Origin of the sequence: Nocardiopsis synnemataformans, from assembly GCF_965343085.1 — a bacterium.
Classification (GTDB): domain Bacteria; phylum Actinomycetota; class Actinomycetes; order Streptosporangiales; family Streptosporangiaceae; genus Nocardiopsis; species Nocardiopsis alborubida.
Map to the genome: position 1 here is coordinate 63,436 of NZ_CBDRFA010000031.1, position 16,059 is coordinate 79,494.

Genomic DNA, 16,059 nt, shown 5'->3' on the forward strand with positions numbered 1-16,059 from the left:
TCTCCCGGCAACCGCGGCGCGCACCGGTGGGCCCGTGCACGATCGGGTCGAACCAGAGTCGGGGGCACACGTGGGAACAACCTTGGGCGACGTCTGGCAGGAAGTGCTGTCGGTCCAGCCCGAACCGGAGCGGTGGATCGTCGTCACCGCGGCGGTGCTGGCCCTGGCGGCCGTGCTGCTCGGCCCGCCCTGGCGGATCGGGCGCAACGTCGTCACCATCGCCCACGAGGGCGGGCACGCCCTGGTCGCCCTGCTCAGCGGCCGTCAGCTCACCGGGATCCGCCTGCACTCGGACACCTCCGGGGTCACCGTCTCCCGGGGAAAGCCGACCGGTGTCGGCATGGTCCTGACCGTCTTCGCGGGCTACGTCGCCTCGTCGGTCATCGGCCTGCTCGGCATCCTCATGCTCATGTCGGACCGCATCACCGCCCTGCTGTGGCTGAGCATCGTCGTGCTCGCCGCCATGCTCCTGATGATCCGCAACGTCTACGGCGTGGTGTCGATCGTGGTGACCGGCGCGGTGGTGTTCGGGGTCAGCTGGTTCACCCCGCCGGAGGTGCAGGCGGCCTTCGCCTACCTGTTCATCTGGTTCCTGCTCTTCGCGGGCGTGCGGCCGGTGATCGAGCTCCAGGCCCAGCGCGGGCGCAACCCCTCACCGCACTCCGACGCCGACCAGCTGGCCCGGCTCACCGGCGTGCCGGGAACCCTGTGGGTCGTGGTCTTCTTCCTGGTCAACGCCGCGGTGACCGGCCTCGGAGTCTGGCTGCTGCTCTTCTAGGCCGGGTGCCCGCCGGACGTGTGCCGACGGGCCCGCCGTCCCGAACACGACGGACCCGAACACGACGAAGGGGCGCGACCGTGGTGGTCGCGCCCCTCGCGCGTGCTGTGACCGTGTCTGCTGTGACCGTGCTTGCTGTGAACCTGTGTCCCGGGAGGCTGTCCGGGGGCGGGTGGTACCGACGGGCACGGGCGCTACGCGCGCGGCGCCGTGAGCGCCTCCGAGACCGTCGCGAAGACGGGGATGCGCGTGTCGAGCGAGGTCACCCGCAGGGTCTGGAGCACCCGGTGGATGGGGGAGGCGATGGCCAGGACCGCCTTCTGCTCCTTGGCCGCCTTGTGCGCGCGAATCAGGACGCGCAGACCGCTGGAGTCGATGAACCGCAGGTCGGCGCAGTCCAGGACCACACGGCCGAAGGGCTGCGTGGTCAGAGCCTCGGTCACCGCCTCCTGGAAGCGGTGCTCGGTGGCCATGTCGATCTCCCCGTCCAACGCCAGAACCCGTCCGGCGTCGTGCAGGGTGGAGGAGATGTTCAGGTCGGGCATGGCGACTCCGGCGTATTCGGGCCTCGCCCGACGGGTCGGCGCGGTGGGCCGCACGCGGCTCCACGAGCGCGTGCCGACCGGGACGTTGGTCGTGTTACCGCGGTGGCCAAGCTGATGGTTCATCAAGTTCCTTGCGTGATGCCCCCGAGCGGGGGTGAAACGCCCTTCTCGCCTGGGTCTGCCGGACAGGTCCGCGTGAAGCGGGGTCATCGGGCAAACGTACGGACCCGGACCGGAAGTTCCTGCGTGTCCGTGCCCTGCGATGGAGGCGGCGGAGACGGACGGTGCGCCGGTGGGCGCCGAGTCGCTGCCTCGGGCCACTCCCGCCCTCGGCAACTGTGCAAACCAGCCCGCGGGGGCGGGCATTCCCCGCCGGTGCGGCGGGGGTGGCCGTCGGACGGCGGTGCCTGGCCTCTTCCGAACGGTCGATCGGGCCGACTCTGCGCCCGGCGAAGCACCGGGTGTCTCCCAGGAGAAGCCGCCCAGCCACGGACTTTACCACAGCACCGTGGCCGATTCGTGACGTGAGCGACGCAAGGTCGTGCTCGCGTCCTTTGCTCCCCGTGTGCTTTATGAGGTATGCATCACATGCACTGGGCGTTCTCGACGGGTTCGGGGTCGGATGTCCGGTCCTCGTCCCTCTGCTGGAGGGCCCACACGCACGCCGACAGTGTGAGCGGTACCACCACCGTCAGCGCGATCGCCGGGATCGCCACCCCCGAGTCGTTGACCGCGAAGCCCACCAGCGCGGTCACCAGGGAGCCGGTCAGCCCCGCCCGCAGCGTCGGCGCGTACTCGTAGGCCACCTGGAGCGCGCCGATCCGCCAGTGGGTCGGCCGGTGCAGCATCACGAACAGGAACACCAGCGCGCACGCCGCCAGCAGGGTCAGCTGCCAGTTGCCCAGGGTCCCCAGCATCGCGCTCAGCTTGCGGGCCACCACCGCACCCGCCTCGCCGCTGACGACCTGGGCGGCGAACGCTCCGAGGTGGCTGCGGTCCTCCTGCGGGCGCAGGTAGTCCAGCCACGAGATCAGCGAGATCGCCGTCACCGTCACCAGGGCCACCACGGCCAGGCGCACCGCCGTCACGCGTACCCCGGCGATCATCATCGTCGTCACCGCCAGGCCGGGGATGAGCGCGATCACTCCGCCGAAGTCGGTGCCCAAGCCCGGCCAGCCCACGATCAGCACCGTCGCCGCCCCGACGACCAGGGTCACCGCCACGGCGGAGCGGCGCCAGCCCCGCGAGACCAGCTCGTGGGAGATCCCCGCGACCGTCATCAGCATGCCGGTCGCGAACGTCGCGAACGCGATGTTGCCGACCCCGTAGAACCGGCCCGCCACGATCGGCGAGTACCCCGTGGGCGAGTTCATCTGGAGGTAGGCGCCGAAGCACAGGTCCAGGAAGAGCACCGCCGTGGTCGCGCCCGCGACCACCGTCATCGGTCCCAGGGCGGTGCGCCGCCACGGCCCCGCCATGGCCAGCGCCACCACCAGGGCGTCCGCGGCCAGGACGCACACCAGCAGCGACATCAGCGGAGTGGACGAGGCCCACCACGGGATGAGGTTGGCCAGGTAGCTGGCCACCGGGAAGGCCGCCCCGGCCAGTGCCACCGCCCGCGTCAGCGTCAGCACGCGCGCGCGTTTGCCGCGCTGCCGGTTGGAGTAGCGGTGCAGCGTGTAGGCCGCCGCCGCGTAGATGAGCAGCTGGAAGGCGACCAGGCCGCTGAAGAAGCCCGGGACGGCGGCGCCCACCACCACCGCGGCGGTGTTGAACTCCACCAGCCGCCCGACGGCCTCGTCGGTCCGCGGCGGCCGGTCGGCCAGGTGCCAGGCTCGACCGCTGGTCGGCTCGGTGGCCCGCATCCCCAGGGCGGTCAGGACGGTCGGCGTGGTGTCGGTGAGCACCACCAATCCGGCCCGGCGGGTCGAGTCCGAGGCCAGGAAGGCCCCCTCCCCGGTGAACCCCGTCTCCGCGACCTCCCCGGACACGGCCACCGTGAGCTGGGAGGGCCCGGTGTCCATGGAGACGCCGACCACCATCAGCGACGAGCCGACCGGCAGTACGCGCTCCAGCGTCCGCAGCCGCTCGTCCATGGCGGCCAGCGCCTTGTCGCGCTCCCACTCGGGGACGTCGTCGGGGTTGGGCTCGGGCGGACCCCCGGCCTCCCCGTCCGCCTCCTCGTCCTCGTCGGCGGCCTCACCGACCGGTTCCTGCGCGGCCTCCCGGGCCTCCTCGTCGGTGATCGGCGGATCAGGGTAGTCGGGGTAGAGGCGGGTGAGCCCGGCCAGCTCGACCGCCGCGAGGGAGACCCCCTCCAGGCGGTCGGTGGTCAGCTCGCGCACGTCGTCGACGTAGTGGTCCACCCGCCCGGAGGCGTCGGCCACGCCCAGGGCGGCGCCGTGGCCGACGGCGAGCGTGGTCCCGCCCTCCTCGTGCACGGTCTGCCCGAGCAGTCCCACGGGCGCGTGGAAGGAGGTCCTCGCGTTCTGGCTGACGTAGGCGCCGAAACCCGGGACGACCGCGCCCGAGCCGGTGCGCTCGGGCTCCGGGGCGGCCTCGCACACCGTGAAGCGCTCCCGGATGGACAGGGCGCGCTGCCCGGCCGACACCGACAGCCAGCCGTCGGTGGGACAGGTGCGCGAGGTGGCCGTGCGGATCGACACGTTGCCGATCGAGCCCTCCTCGGCCATTCCCCACAGGGTCGGTGTGGTCTCGGGAGTAACGTCCTGCCACAGCAGGCCCGGCACCCCCACGAGCACCACGGGTCCCTCGCGCTGCCCGGCCGGCCCCTCGGGACCGGACAGGGCCTCGGTTTCGGCGGGAACCGCGGCGGACGCGGCGGGCGCGGTGCACAGCAGCACCGCCGCGGACAGCAGCAGGGCACCCAGACGCACTCCCCAGTGCGCCCCCGGTGTGACGAGCCGTTGTGGCATGGCGGACCCCCCGTCGCGCGCTCAGCCGGACTGGTCGCTCACCCTAGCCACTCTCCGCGCCGCGTAGGGGGATCCGCGGGGCCCGGCGCGTGGGGAGGGTGACGTGTGACGGTGTGCGCGAAAGCGCTCCGGCCTGGGGAGGGGCGGTGCGCGGACGGGGTTTCGGTCAGGGGGTGATGCCCCACTGCTGGAGGGTCTTCGCGGTGTCGGGCTGTTCGGCGCCCCGGGTGACCCCGCCCGGGGTGCGGTTGAAGCGCGGCGCCGGGCCCGACAGGATCCGGTCGCCGTCGCGCACGAGCGAGCCGCGGGCGCGCACGTGCGGGTGGTCGGGTGCCTCCTCCAGGGACAGGACGGGCATCACGCAGGCGTCGGCGCCCCCGAACACCTCACCCCACGCGTCGCGGGTGCGAGTGCGCAGGACCTCGGCGAACCGCTCGCGCAGCCGGGGCCAGCCCTCCCGGTCCCACTGGTCGGGCAGGTCCTCCCCGGCCAGGCCGACGCCCTCCAGGAACGCGGCGTAGAACTGGGGCTCGATACAACCGACCGACACGTGGCGGCCGTCGGCGCACTCGTAGACGTCGTACCAGGGGGCGCCGGTGTCCAGGTAGTTGGTGCCGCGCTCGTCGCTCCAGGAGCCGCGCGCGCGGTCCTCGTGCAGCATCGACATCAGCAGCGCGCTGCCGTCCACCATCGCGGCGTCCACGACCTGGCCGCGGCCGGAGGACTGGCGCTCGACCAGCGCGCCGAGGACACCGGTGACCGCGAACATGGTGCCCCCGGCGAAGTCGCCCAGGAGGTTGACCGGGGGGACCGGCGGGCCGCCCGCGCGCCCGATGGCGTGCAGGGCTCCGTTCACGGAGATGTAGTTCATGTCGTGCCCGGCGGTGCGGGCGAGCGGTCCGTCCTGGCCCCAGCCGGTGACCCGCGCGTAGACCAGGCGCGGGTTGGTCTCCAGGCAGGCCTCGGGACCCAGGCCCAGGCGCTCCATGACCCCCGGCCGGAAGCCCTCCAGGAGCACGTCGGCGCGGGAGACCAGGTCGCGGGCGAGCTCGAGCCCCTCCTCGGACTTGAGGTCCGCGGGGAGGACGGTGCGCCCCTCGCTCATGTGGGGCCCGCCCGCGCCGGCGTTCATCGCGTCGGCGGCCGCGGGGCGGTCGAGGCGGATGACGCTGGCGCCCAGGTCGGCGAGGAGCATCCCGGCCATCGGCGCCGGGCCGATCCCGGTGAACTCGACGACGCGGATTCCGTTCAGGGGTCCCATGGGGAGGTCTCCAAGGCGGTAGAGGGGAGCGCGCGCGACCAGAACGGCGCTCGGTTCATTGTGCAGTCTCCGCTTCCGCCGCGCCACGGCGGCACCCCACGGCGCTTCGGCGGAGAGGAGAACGGAAGTACGGGAAAGGGGCCGAAAGGGGAATGCGGGTGCGGAAATCCGCGAGTCGCTCCACCTTTTTCGGTCAGATACAAAAGCGCTCCGACAAGGGGTGTTAATGTGTCGGTGTTCGCTGGGAGAAGAGCCGGTTTCCGGCTCCGGAAAAAAAGTTCCGTCACCTCGCCGCCAGCGACAGCGCACCGGAGCGCACCCGTGCCGGACAGAGCACGGGAAAACCGTACCGACCTTTCCGAAAAGGACGAATCCGCCATGTCCAGCACCCCGGAGACCAACACCTTGGGGAAAGGCCCCCGCCGCGTCGGAGGGCGGCGGCGCGCCCGGCGGCACCTCCCGCTCCCGGTCGCGGCCGCCGCCCTCGCCGGGATCCTCGCCGCCACCGCCGGGGGCACCGCCTTCGCCATGGGCGAGAGCGTCGTCCTGGACACCGACGGCCGCGAGCGCACCGTGCACACCTTCGGCGGCACCGTCCAGGACGTGCTCGACTCGGCCGGGGTCACCCTGGAGGAGGGCGCCGCCGTCGCCCCGGAGCCCGACACCGCGATCGGCTCCGGCGACCGCGTGCTGGTGCGCTCCGCGCGCGAGCTCACCGTCGAGCTCGACGGCCACGAGTTCTCCCGCAGCGTCAACGCCCTCACCCTCGGCGAGGCGCTCCGCCAGATCGGCTTCGACCCCGAGGGGGTCGAGCTCTCCGCCGGGCCCGCGACCCCCGTCCCCGCGGAGGGACTCACCGTCACCGCCGAGCGCGCCCCGCGCATGGTGGTCATGTACGACACCGTGCGCACCGAGACCCGCACCACCGGGGAGACCGTCGCCGACGTGCTGGAGGCCGCCGGAGTGGTCCCCGGCGAACACGACGTCGTCACCCCCGCACCCGACGAACCGGCCGTGCCCGACATGGTGGTCGAGATCCTCCCCGTGCTCGGCGAACCCGTCACGGAGGAGGCCGTCATCGAGGCCGAGACCGTGGAGGAGAACAACCCTGACCTGCCGGAGGGCGAGCGCAGCGTCGTGGTCGAGCCCGAGGACGGACTCAGGGAGGTCACCACCGCCACCGTCCTGCGCGGTGGGAAGGAGGTCGAGCACACACTCCGGGAGGAGGTCGTGGCCGAGCCGGTCGAGGGGCTCGTGGAGGTCGGCACCGGAGCCGCCGGGGACGACGCGCCCCCGGCGGGAGCGGCGGGCCTGAACTGGCAGGCCCTGGCCCGGTGTGAGTCCGGCGGCGACCCCGGCGCGGTCAACTCCGCCGGGGGCTACTACGGCCTCTACCAGTTCAGCACCACGACCTGGGCCTCCGTGGGCGGCGGCGGCCTGCCCTCCGACGCCAGCCCCGCCGAGCAGACCCGGCGCGCCCAGCAGCTCTACGACAGCGTCGGCGGTGACTGGCGGAGCCAGTGGCCCCACTGCGGCACGCACCTGTTCGACTGAGCGGAACCCGGCGCGGGACGACGATCGGAGAACCGCACGGAACACCGTCCGGATTCGCCGCACGCATCCGCCGCAAACGGGACGACGCGCGGGAGCTGGCAAGATGTGGGGGTGACACAGACACCCGCACCCGACGACCGCTCCCGCCTGCTCACCCCCGCCGACGTGCGGACACTGGCGGCGCGGTTCGGTATCCGGCCCACCAAGACCCTGGGCCAGAACTTCGTCATCGACCACGGCACCGTCCGCCGCATCGTGCGGGTCGCGGGGGTCACCGAGGAGGACGCCGTCGTCGAGGTCGGCCCGGGCCTGGGCTCGCTCACCCTGGCGCTCCTCCCGCACGTGCGCCACGTGACCGCCGTGGAGATCGACCCGGCACTGGCCGAGGCCCTGCCGGGCACCGTCGCCGACCACGCGCCCGACCTCGCCGACCGGCTCACCGTCGTCCACGGCGACGCCATGCGCGTGACCGGGCTGCCCGGTCCCGAGCCCACGGCGCTGGTGGCCAACCTGCCCTACAACGTGTCCGTCCCGGTCCTGCTGCACCTGTTGGAGCTGCTGCCCAGCCTGCGGCGGGTGCTGGTCATGGTGCAGGCCGAGGTCGCCGACCGCGTCACCGCCTCCCCGGGCGGCCGCGTCTACGGGGTGCCCTCGGCCAAGGTCGCCTGGTACGCCGGGGCCCGCCGCGCGGGATCGGTCGGCCGTAACGTGTTCTGGCCCGCACCCAACGTCGACTCCGGTCTGGTCGAACTCATCCGCCGTCCGCAGCCCGCCACCACGGCGAGCCGCGAGGAGGTCTTCCGGGTGATCGACGCCGCCTTCGCGCAGCGCCGCAAGACCCTGCGCGCCGCCCTGGCCGGGTGGGCCGGTTCGCCTCCCGCGGCCGAGACCGCTCTGCGCGCGGCGGGCGTGGACCCCTCGGCCCGGGGCGAGTCGCTGGACGTGACGGCGTTCGCGGCCATCGCCGAGCAGCGCCCGCGGGCCTGAGCCCTGGCGGGCCGGGCCCGACCCAGGCGGCCGGACAAGCCGCGGGGCGCCTCCCCGTCCCGGTCGGCGCCCCGCGTTTCCCGCGTCCCCAGCGGGTCCCTGTGTTTTCCGTTGTGGCTCTCGTAACCCCCGCGTCCGGGGGCGTGTCCGTCACTCCAGGGTGTCGGAACGGCTCTCCGTGGGGGGCCGTTGGCGCCGGGGCCGGGTGAGCACGCGGGCCGTCCCGGCCGCGCCCAGGCCCGCCAACAGCACCGGCAGCACCCACAGGACGTTGAACTCCCAGTCGCCCGTGCCGCGCATGACGAACCCGACCGCCAGGCCGAGGAACAGCAGGCCCGCGACCAGCGAGCCCCAGTCAGTCCTACGCTCCGCCACGCTTCACCTCCACAACCCCGACCAGTGAGTCGGTGCGCACGTTGATCCGCGGGGCCCCGGCCCCGTCGCCGCCTCGCGCCCCCTCGTCCCGCGCCCCGGCGTCCGCCGCGGCCTCGTGGACCTCCTCGTAGTTCAACGAGACTCCGAACATGCCGTCCCGCCCGTCCTCCGGGCTGAATTCCACGGCCCCCAGGCCGATCTCCGAGTGCACCGCGACCTCCGCGTCCTCGGGCAGGACCAGCTCCACGCGGCCCGCCCCCATCCGCAGCGACACGTCGACGGTCCCGCCGGGCTCCAGGTCCTCCAGTCCGGTCAGGTCCAGGGTCCCCGAGCCCACGGTGAGCCGGTGGTCGCCGGACTCGGCCGCGGCCACCGTGGTCGGCCGCCACGTCTCGTCGCCGATCCGCACCCGGGTCAGATCGGTCACCGACGCCAGCACCAGCAGCAGAACGGCCGCCGCACCCATCGGGAGCAGCCCCCGCGGACTGCCAGCCCAGGCGCCGACCAGCGCGTACACGCCTATCACCGCCAGGGACCCGGCCAGGAAGAACACGCCGGTCTCCGGCCCGAGCAGCAGGTCGGCCGTCCGCCCGCTCCACAGCGAGGACGACCAGCCGAACTCCAGCACCGGCACCAGGACCGCCCCGGCCACGATCGTCCACAGGGCCAGGGAGGCCAGCGGCAGGCGCCTGCCCTTCGTGAGGGACCGTTCGTCCTCCGCCTCCCGCGCGCTGGTGGACCCTCCCGCCTCGCCGGAACGCTCCTCCTCACCTTCGTCCTCGTCCCCGGTCTCCCCGGAGTCCCGTGCGGCGGTGCGCTCCGACACCACTGCCAGGTCCACCGGCCCCTGCGGCGCGGACGCCCACGGCTGGGCCGGGTTGTAGTAGGTCGAGGTCGGCTCCGGGGACGGCGTCGCGGGCGGCGGATCCGTGGTCCGCAGGTCCTCGCGCAGCTCGGTGAACGCCCTCCGAAGGTCCACGCCCCGGTTGCGCGCGGCCAGCAGCCCCAGCACCAGGGGTACCGCCAGCACCAGCGTCGACCACCCCAGTCCGCCGACCAGGCTGAACGTCGTCGCGACCGCCAACCCCACCGCGAGCAGCTTGGGCACCGTCCGCGGCGGGATACTGCGGTTGAGCATCTGCTCGAACGTCGCCGGGACGCCCTGGGCGTCGCGCATGAGCATCCACGCGGCGATGTAGAGCAGCAGACCCGCCGCCCCGGCGAACGAGGTCAGCACGAAGGCCGCACGCCACACCACCGGGTCGACCCCGGTGTACCGGCCCAGGCCCGCGCACACACCGGCCAGGACCCGGTCCTCGTCCCCCTTGCGCAGCTCGCGCACGGAGGCCCCGGCGTCCGCCTCCGCCGTACCGGAAGCGGACGCGGCCGGGGCACCCTCCGGCACCGGGTCGTCAGTCATGGTCACTCACCGCGCTCTCCTCACCCACCCATGGTCACCCGTCACCGTCCACCAGCACATCCGGGACGACCCTGAACCCACCCTGACGGGAGCCCGGCCAGGACCAGGGGCGCGCCCCCGATGTCCGGTCCGCACCGGAGGGGGCATCCTGGACAGCACAGGACCCACGAACGCGGCGGGCGCGTACATCCTCCCCGCCGCACGGACGAAAGCGGTGATCGGGCGGTGGCAGCAACGGCCGCGGACACCCCGCGGCTCACCCGCGCGGTCAGGGGCAGGCTCCTCGGCGGTGTCGCCGCAGGGCTCGCCCGCCACCTGGGCCTGGACCCGGTGGTGGTCCGCCTCGCCTTCATGGCGCTGTCCGTGGGCGGCATCGGCATCGCCGTCTACGCCGCCCTGTACTTCTTCGTCCCCAACGACTCCTCGGAGGAGGAGACCGCCGAGCCCGAGAGCCGCCGCAGGGGCCGCGACCTCTCCCAGCTCGTCGCCTACGTCGGCCTCGCCGCCGGACTCGGCCTCCTGTTCCTGCTCTTCGGCGGCGTCTTCGACCCGCTGCTGTGGTTCGTGGTCTTCGGCGCCCTCGGCGGCATCATCCTCTGGCAGCAGGCCAACCCGTCCCAGCGCGACCAGTGGATGACCAGCACCGTCAGCCGCTCCTCGCCCAAGGGGATCATGCGCGCGGTCGCCGGCGTGCTGCTCGTCGTCGTCGGCGCCATCGGCTTCCTCGTCTTCCAGGAGCAGCTCCAGAACGCCCGCGCCGGCCTGACCTTCGCCTTCACCGTGCTCGCGGGCATCGCGCTCATCGTGGCCCCCTGGATCATCGGGCTGGTCCGCGAACGCGACCAGGAGCGCCGCGAGCGCATCCGCAACGCCGAGCGCGCCGAACTCGCCGCCCACATCCACGACTCCGTCCTGCACACCCTGACCCTCATCCAGCGCCGGGCCGAGGACCCCCGCGAGGTGCAGCGCCTCGCCCGCGTCCAGGAGCGCGCCCTGCGCAGCTGGCTCTACCAGCGGCCCGCCGACGCCGACACCACCGTCTCGCCCGCGCTCGAACGCGTCGCCGCCGAGGTCGAGGAGGAGCACGGGGTCCCCATCGAGGTGGTGTGCGTGGGCGACCGCCCCATGGACGACGCGCTGGCCGCCATGCTCCGCGCCGCCCGCGAGGCCATGGTCAACGCCTCCAAGTACGCCGGGACGGACAGCATCTCGGTGTTCGGAGAGGTCGACCAGGAGGAGGTGCTGGTGTTCGTCCGCGACCGCGGCGCCGGGTTCGACATGGACGCCGTCCCCGAGGACCGCATGGGCGTGCGCGGCTCCATCCTGGGCAGGATGGAGCGCCACGGCGGCTCCGCGCGCATCCGCACCGGTCCCGGCGAGGGCACCGAGGTGCAGCTGCGCATGCCGCGCGTCCCCGACCTGTAGGGCACGGACCGGGCGGAGGGTACGGACGGTTTCGTTCGCCTACCGCGACCGAAGCCGGGACCGGAGGGCGGCCGAAAGCGGACAGCTCCCGACGGGGGTGCCCCCGTCCGCCCCGGCGTGGGTAGAGTCCACGGTGTGGCAGACGAGAGCACGACCTTCAGTGGCGGTGACGCGGTCCCCCGCGTCGTGATCGTGGACGACCACCGGCTGTTCCGCAGCGGTGTGCGCGGTGAGCTCGGCGACGCAGTGAACGTGGTCGGCGAGGCCGGCGACGTCGACAGCGCCGTGCACGTCATCGGCGAGAAGCAGCCCGACCTCGTCCTGCTGGACGTCCACCTGCCCGGGGGCGGCGGTGTGGAGGTGCTGCGCCGCGTCCTGGCCCAGCACCCCCAGATCCGCTTCCTGGCCCTGTCGGTCTCCGACGCCGCAGAGGACGTCATCGGCGTGGTGCGCGGCGGCGCCCGCGGCTACGTCACCAAGACCATCTCCGGCAGGGAGCTGGCCGACGCCATCGTGCGCGTGGCCGACGGCGACGCGGTCTTCTCCCCGCGCCTGGCCGGGTTCGTGCTGGACGCCTTCTCCGCGACCGACGCCCCGCCGGTGGACCCCGAGCTGGACCGGCTCACCCAGCGCGAGCGCGAGGTCCTGCGCCACATCGCGCGCGGCTATGCCTACAAGGAAGTGGCCAAGGAGCTGTTCATCTCCGTCAAGACCGTGGAGACGCACGTGTCCTCGGTGCTGCGCAAGCTCCAGCTGTCCAACCGCCACGAGCTGAGCCGCTGGGCCACCGCCCGCAGGCTGGTCTGAGCCCGGCGCCGGACGCCACGGCCGTTGCCAGCCCGACGGCGGTGAGCGACGCGCTGAGGACCAGGGTCTGCACGAGGATCCCCGCGGCGAGGAACCCCCGGTGGGAGCCGCCACGGCCCGCCGTGCGCGGCCGGCCCGGTACGGGTCACCGGGCGGGCGCACCGCCGGACGCGCGGCGCGGGGCATGGCGAGGCCGGAGGTCCTGGGGACCCCCCCTTATCCATGGGACCACCGCCTGAGGGCGCGCCGCCACCCCCTCCCGCGACCTGTGGACAACCTGGGCGGACCGCTCAGCGCAGCGAGTCGAGCATTCGACCCAGGAACTCGGCCTCGGCCACACCCGTGACCACCCGCGCGGGGCGGCGGTCGTCGTCCCGCGGACGCGGGCGCAGGTCTGCCACGGTCATCCCCCGCGTCAGCGTCCCGGTCAGCTCCACCCGCACCGGGGCCTCGAAGGACTCCGTCACCAGGTGCGGGTCCACCAGCACCGCCGCGGCCAGCGGGTCGTGCATCGCGCACTGGCGGACCCCGAAGATCCCCGAGTAGAAGTCGGCGTAGAAGTCCAGGAACGCCGACGTGCGCGCGGCGCGCTCGCCCGCGACCGTCCCCAGCTCCGCCAGCCACTCGGTGGTGGCCACCGTCTTCATGGTGATGTCCAGCGCCACCAGGTCCAGGTCGAACCCGGCCGCGAACACCGCCTCCGCGGCCTCGGGGTCGTTGCTGATGTTGGCCTCGGCGTGCGAGGACACGTTGCCCGCCACGCGCACCGCGCCACCCATCACCACCAGGCGCCGCACCAGCCTCGGCAGCTCCGGCTCCAGGGCCAGCGCGATCGCCAGGTTCGTCAGCGGCCCCACGGCCAGCACGTCGATTTCGCCCGGGTTCTCACGGACCAGGCGCACCAGCAGCTCGGCCGCCGTCCCCGGCACTGGACGACCCGCGGGCTCGGGCAGCTCCACGTCCCCCAGGCCGTTGCCTCCGTGCACGTGCGCGGCCAGGCGCGGCGGCTGCACCAGCGGACGCGCGGCGCCCACCGCCACCGGGACGTCCGGGCGGCCGTACAGCTCCAGCAGCCGCAGCGCGTTGTCGGCCGTGACGTCCACGCTGTTGTTGCCGAAGACCGCCCCGACGCCGACGATCTCCACCTCGGGCCGAGCGGCCAGGTAGGCGAGCGCGACGGCGTCGTCGATCCCCGGGTCGCAGTCGACGAACACACGCATGCTCAAGGAAACTCCCTCTCAGAACACGAGGGCCCCCGACCGGAGGCCCCTACCGAAACAGCGTAAGACGCCGGTCAGGGCGCTTTTACCCGACAAAACGGGCCTGTGGGGGTCCGTCCCTGTGGACGGGGACGGCAGCGTCACCGGGCGGCCGTAACCTGGATGCCGTGTCCTCCCAAGAACAGCTTCTCGAAGGTCTGAACGGTCCCCAGCGCGACGCCGTCACCCACAGCGGCTCTCCGCTCCTGATCGTGGCGGGTGCCGGGTCCGGCAAGACCCGGGTCCTCACCCACCGCATCGCCCACCTCATGGCCGCACGCGGTGTCCGCCCGGGTGAGATCCTCGCCATCACCTTCACCAACAAGGCCGCCGCCGAGATGCGCGAGCGCATCCAGGCGCTGCTGGGCGTGCGCGCCGCCAACAGCATGTGGACGATGACCTTCCACTCCGCGTGCGTGCGCATCCTGCGCAGGGAGGCCGCCCGGCTCGGCTACCCGAGCAGCTTCACCATCTACGACTCCGCCGACTCCGCGCGCCTGATGCAGCTGGTGTGCAAGGAGATGGACCTGGACCCCAAGCGGTTCCCGCCCAAGGCCTTCTCCGCCCAGGTGTCCAACCTCAAGAACGAGCTGGTCGACTACGACACGTTCGCCGGGCAGGCCCAGACCGAGCAGGAGAAGAAGCTCGCCGAGGCGTACCAGCTCTACCAGCGCCGCCTGCACGAGGCGGGCGCGATGGACTTCGACGACCTGATCATGGTCACCGTCAACCTGTTCCAGATGTTCCCGGACGTCGCCGAGTACTACCGGCGCCGCTTCCGGCACGTCATGGTCGACGAGTACCAGGACACCAACCACGCCCAGTACGTGTTCATCCGCGAACTGGTCGGCGCGGCCGAGGGCTCCGACACCAGCGTGGTGCCGCCCGCGGAGCTGTGCGTGGTCGGCGACGCCGACCAGTCCATCTACGCGTTCCGCGGCGCCACCATCCGCAACATCCTGGAGTTCGAGCGCGACTTCTCCGACGCGCGCACCATCCTCCTGGAGCAGAACTACCGCTCCACCCAGACCATCCTGTCCGCGGCCAACGCGGTCATCGACCGCAACGAGGGCCGCCCGGCCAAGAACCTGTGGTCGGAGCAGGGCGACGGACCGGCCATCGTCGGCTACGTCGCCGACAACGAGCACGACGAGGCCGCCTTCGTGGTCGGCGAGATCGACAAGCTCACCGACGACAGGACGCTCACCCCGAGCCAGGTCGCGGTGTTCTACCGGACCAACGCCCAGTCCCGCGTGTTCGAGGACGTGTTCATCCGCACCGGGCTGCCCTACAAGATCGTCGGCGGCGTGCGCTTCTACGAGCGCAAGGAGATCCGCGACGTCCTCGCCTACCTGCGGGTCCTGGCCAACCCCGAGGACACCGTCAGCCTGCGGCGCATCCTCAACGTGCCAAGGCGGGGGATCGGGGCCCGGGCGGAGGAGTCGGTCGAGCTGTTCGCCGCCCGCGAGCGCATCTCCTTCTCCCGGGCGCTGCGCCGGGTGGACGAGATCCCCGGGATGGCCACCCGCTCGGTCAAGGCGGTGCTCAACTTCACCGCCCTGCTGGAGGAGCTGGAGAAGACCGTGCCGGAGGGCACGCCCGCGGAGATCGTCGAGGCGGTGCTGAGCAAGACCGGGTACCTGTCCGAGCTGGCCGAGTCCAAGGACCTCCAGGACGAGAGCCGGGTGGAGAACCTGGAGGAGTTCGTCGACGTCGCCCGCGAGTTCGAGCACACCTTCGCCGCGCTCCTGGAGGAGGAGCCCACGGAGGACGGGGAGGAGGCCGACGGGGCCGTCGACCCGGGAGCGCCGACACTGGTCGACTTCCTGGAGCGGATCTCCCTCGTCGCGGACACCGACCAGATCCCCGACGAGGACGACGAGGGCGGTGTGGTCACGCTGATGACCCTGCACGCGGCCAAGGGGCTGGAGTTCCCCGCGGTCTTCCTCACCGGGATGGAGGACGGGGTGTTCCCGCACACCCGCACACTCGGCGACAAGACGCAGCTGGAGGAGGAGCGCCGCCTGGCCTACGTGGGCCTGACCCGTGCGCAGCGCCTGCTGTACGTCAGCCGCGCCGCCGTGCGCAGTGCCTGGGGGACCCCCTCCTACAACCCCGCATCCCGTTTTCTGGACGAGATCCCCTCGTCCCTGGTCGACTGGCGCCGCGCCGAGTCCACCCTGGCCGCGCCGCCCAGCCGCAGCATCGGCGGCCGGAGTTCAGGGGGCTTCGGGGGCGGGGGCGGCTTCGGCGGCACCTTCGGCGGCTCCAGGGCGCGCGGGGGAGCGAAGGCGGCCAAGGAGGCGCCCACACTCAGCGTGGGGGACCTGGTCAACCACGACTCCTTCGGCATGGGCCGGGTGCAGCTGGTGGAGGGTACCGGGGACAGGACCAAGGCCCGCATCGACTTCGGCGCGGACATCGGCGAGAAGGACTTCCTGGTCAAGTACGCGCCGATCGAGAAGCTCTGAGGCCAAGATCCGGTGAACGTGTCCCGAGCACTCCGGGTCGGGGGTAGAGTTGGGGAAGACCGAGCGAGACGGACGCGGTTCCCGCGGACGGGCCGGTCGACCCCTTCCTCCGAACCACCGTTCCGAGCACTGCTTCGGACCGGCTAGGCTCGGAGGGCGCTTCCAGGGAAACCGGGACGGCGAAACGGGAAACGGGCTTTACCCCGACCAGGAACACCACAAACCGCCGATTTGGCGGGGT

Annotated in this window: 12 protein-coding genes; 6 read left to right on the top strand and 6 right to left on the bottom strand. The window is 72.7% G+C overall.

All coding sequences use genetic code 11. The features are described 5' to 3' along the window. The first annotated feature begins 82 nt into the window (after window positions 1-82). The gene (locus ACSIH6_RS18945; protein ID WP_435109636.1) at window positions 83-778 is read left to right on the top strand and encodes a M50 family metallopeptidase; all 696 of its coding nucleotides are present in this window, start codon (window positions 83-85) and stop codon (window positions 776-778) included. 194 nt (window positions 779-972) lie between these two features. On the opposite strand, the gene ACSIH6_RS18950 is transcribed toward ACSIH6_RS18945, so the two are convergent. From ACSIH6_RS18950 to ACSIH6_RS18960, 3 genes are all read right to left on the bottom strand, one after another. Further along, window positions 973-1,323 carry an STAS domain-containing protein gene (locus tag ACSIH6_RS18950; RefSeq protein ID WP_435109623.1) on the bottom strand — a complete coding sequence of 117 codons (351 nt, stop codon included), beginning with the start codon at window positions 1,321-1,323 and terminating at the stop codon, window positions 973-975. Between the two features lie 584 nt (window positions 1,324-1,907). Beyond that, a complete protein-coding gene (locus ACSIH6_RS18955) occupies window positions 1,908-4,259 on the bottom strand; it encodes a hypothetical protein (protein ID WP_435109624.1) in 2,352 nt (783 codons plus the stop codon). Window positions 4,260-4,425: 166 nt separating this feature from the next. Then, window positions 4,426-5,520: a CaiB/BaiF CoA transferase family protein gene (locus tag ACSIH6_RS18960; RefSeq protein ID WP_435109625.1), complete on the bottom strand. Its 1,095-nt coding sequence runs from the start codon at window positions 5,518-5,520 to the stop codon at window positions 4,426-4,428. Window positions 5,521-5,898: 378 nt separating this feature from the next. On the opposite strand from ACSIH6_RS18960, the gene ACSIH6_RS18965 reads away from it, so the two are divergent. Both ACSIH6_RS18965 and rsmA read left to right on the top strand, forming a co-directional pair. Next, window positions 5,899-7,074: a resuscitation-promoting factor gene (locus ACSIH6_RS18965; protein WP_435109626.1), complete on the top strand. Its 1,176-nt coding sequence runs from the start codon at window positions 5,899-5,901 to the stop codon at window positions 7,072-7,074. Between the two features lie 105 nt (window positions 7,075-7,179). Further along, window positions 7,180-8,061, top strand: coding sequence for a 16S rRNA (adenine(1518)-N(6)/adenine(1519)-N(6))-dimethyltransferase RsmA (gene rsmA, locus ACSIH6_RS18970; protein WP_435109627.1), 882 nt, complete (start codon window positions 7,180-7,182; stop codon window positions 8,059-8,061). Window positions 8,062-8,211: 150 nt separating this feature from the next. Here the strand turns inward: rsmA and ACSIH6_RS18975 are convergent, their stop codons facing one another. Continuing rightward, window positions 8,212-8,436: a hypothetical protein gene (locus tag ACSIH6_RS18975; RefSeq protein ID WP_435109628.1), complete on the bottom strand. Its 225-nt coding sequence runs from the start codon at window positions 8,434-8,436 to the stop codon at window positions 8,212-8,214. Then, on the bottom strand, window positions 8,423-9,862 hold the full coding sequence (locus ACSIH6_RS18980; RefSeq protein ID WP_435109629.1) for a PspC domain-containing protein: 1,440 nt from the start codon (window positions 9,860-9,862) through the stop codon (window positions 8,423-8,425). Before ACSIH6_RS18980 ends, ACSIH6_RS18975 begins: the two co-directional genes overlap by 14 nt. 219 nt (window positions 9,863-10,081) lie before the next feature. Here ACSIH6_RS18980 and ACSIH6_RS18985 point away from each other — a divergent pair, with 219 nt between their 5' ends. Further along, entirely contained in the window at window positions 10,082-11,281 is a 1,200-nt protein-coding gene (locus ACSIH6_RS18985) for an ATP-binding protein (RefSeq protein ID WP_435109630.1), read from the top strand. 135 nt (window positions 11,282-11,416) lie between these two features. Then, window positions 11,417-12,088, top strand: coding sequence for a response regulator (locus ACSIH6_RS18990; protein WP_017567903.1), 672 nt, complete (start codon window positions 11,417-11,419; stop codon window positions 12,086-12,088). A gap of 290 nt (window positions 12,089-12,378) precedes the next feature. Here ACSIH6_RS18990 and ACSIH6_RS18995 read toward each other — a convergent pair whose 3' ends face one another. Then, window positions 12,379-13,308 carry a nucleoside hydrolase gene (locus tag ACSIH6_RS18995; RefSeq protein WP_435109637.1) on the bottom strand — a complete coding sequence of 310 codons (930 nt, stop codon included), beginning with the start codon at window positions 13,306-13,308 and terminating at the stop codon, window positions 12,379-12,381. Window positions 13,309-13,475: 167 nt separating this feature from the next. Between ACSIH6_RS18995 and pcrA the strand changes: the two genes are divergently transcribed. Then, a complete protein-coding gene (pcrA, locus tag ACSIH6_RS19000) occupies window positions 13,476-15,818 on the top strand; it encodes a DNA helicase PcrA (RefSeq protein ID WP_435109631.1) in 2,343 nt (780 codons plus the stop codon). Window positions 15,819-16,059: the final 241 nt, after the last annotated feature.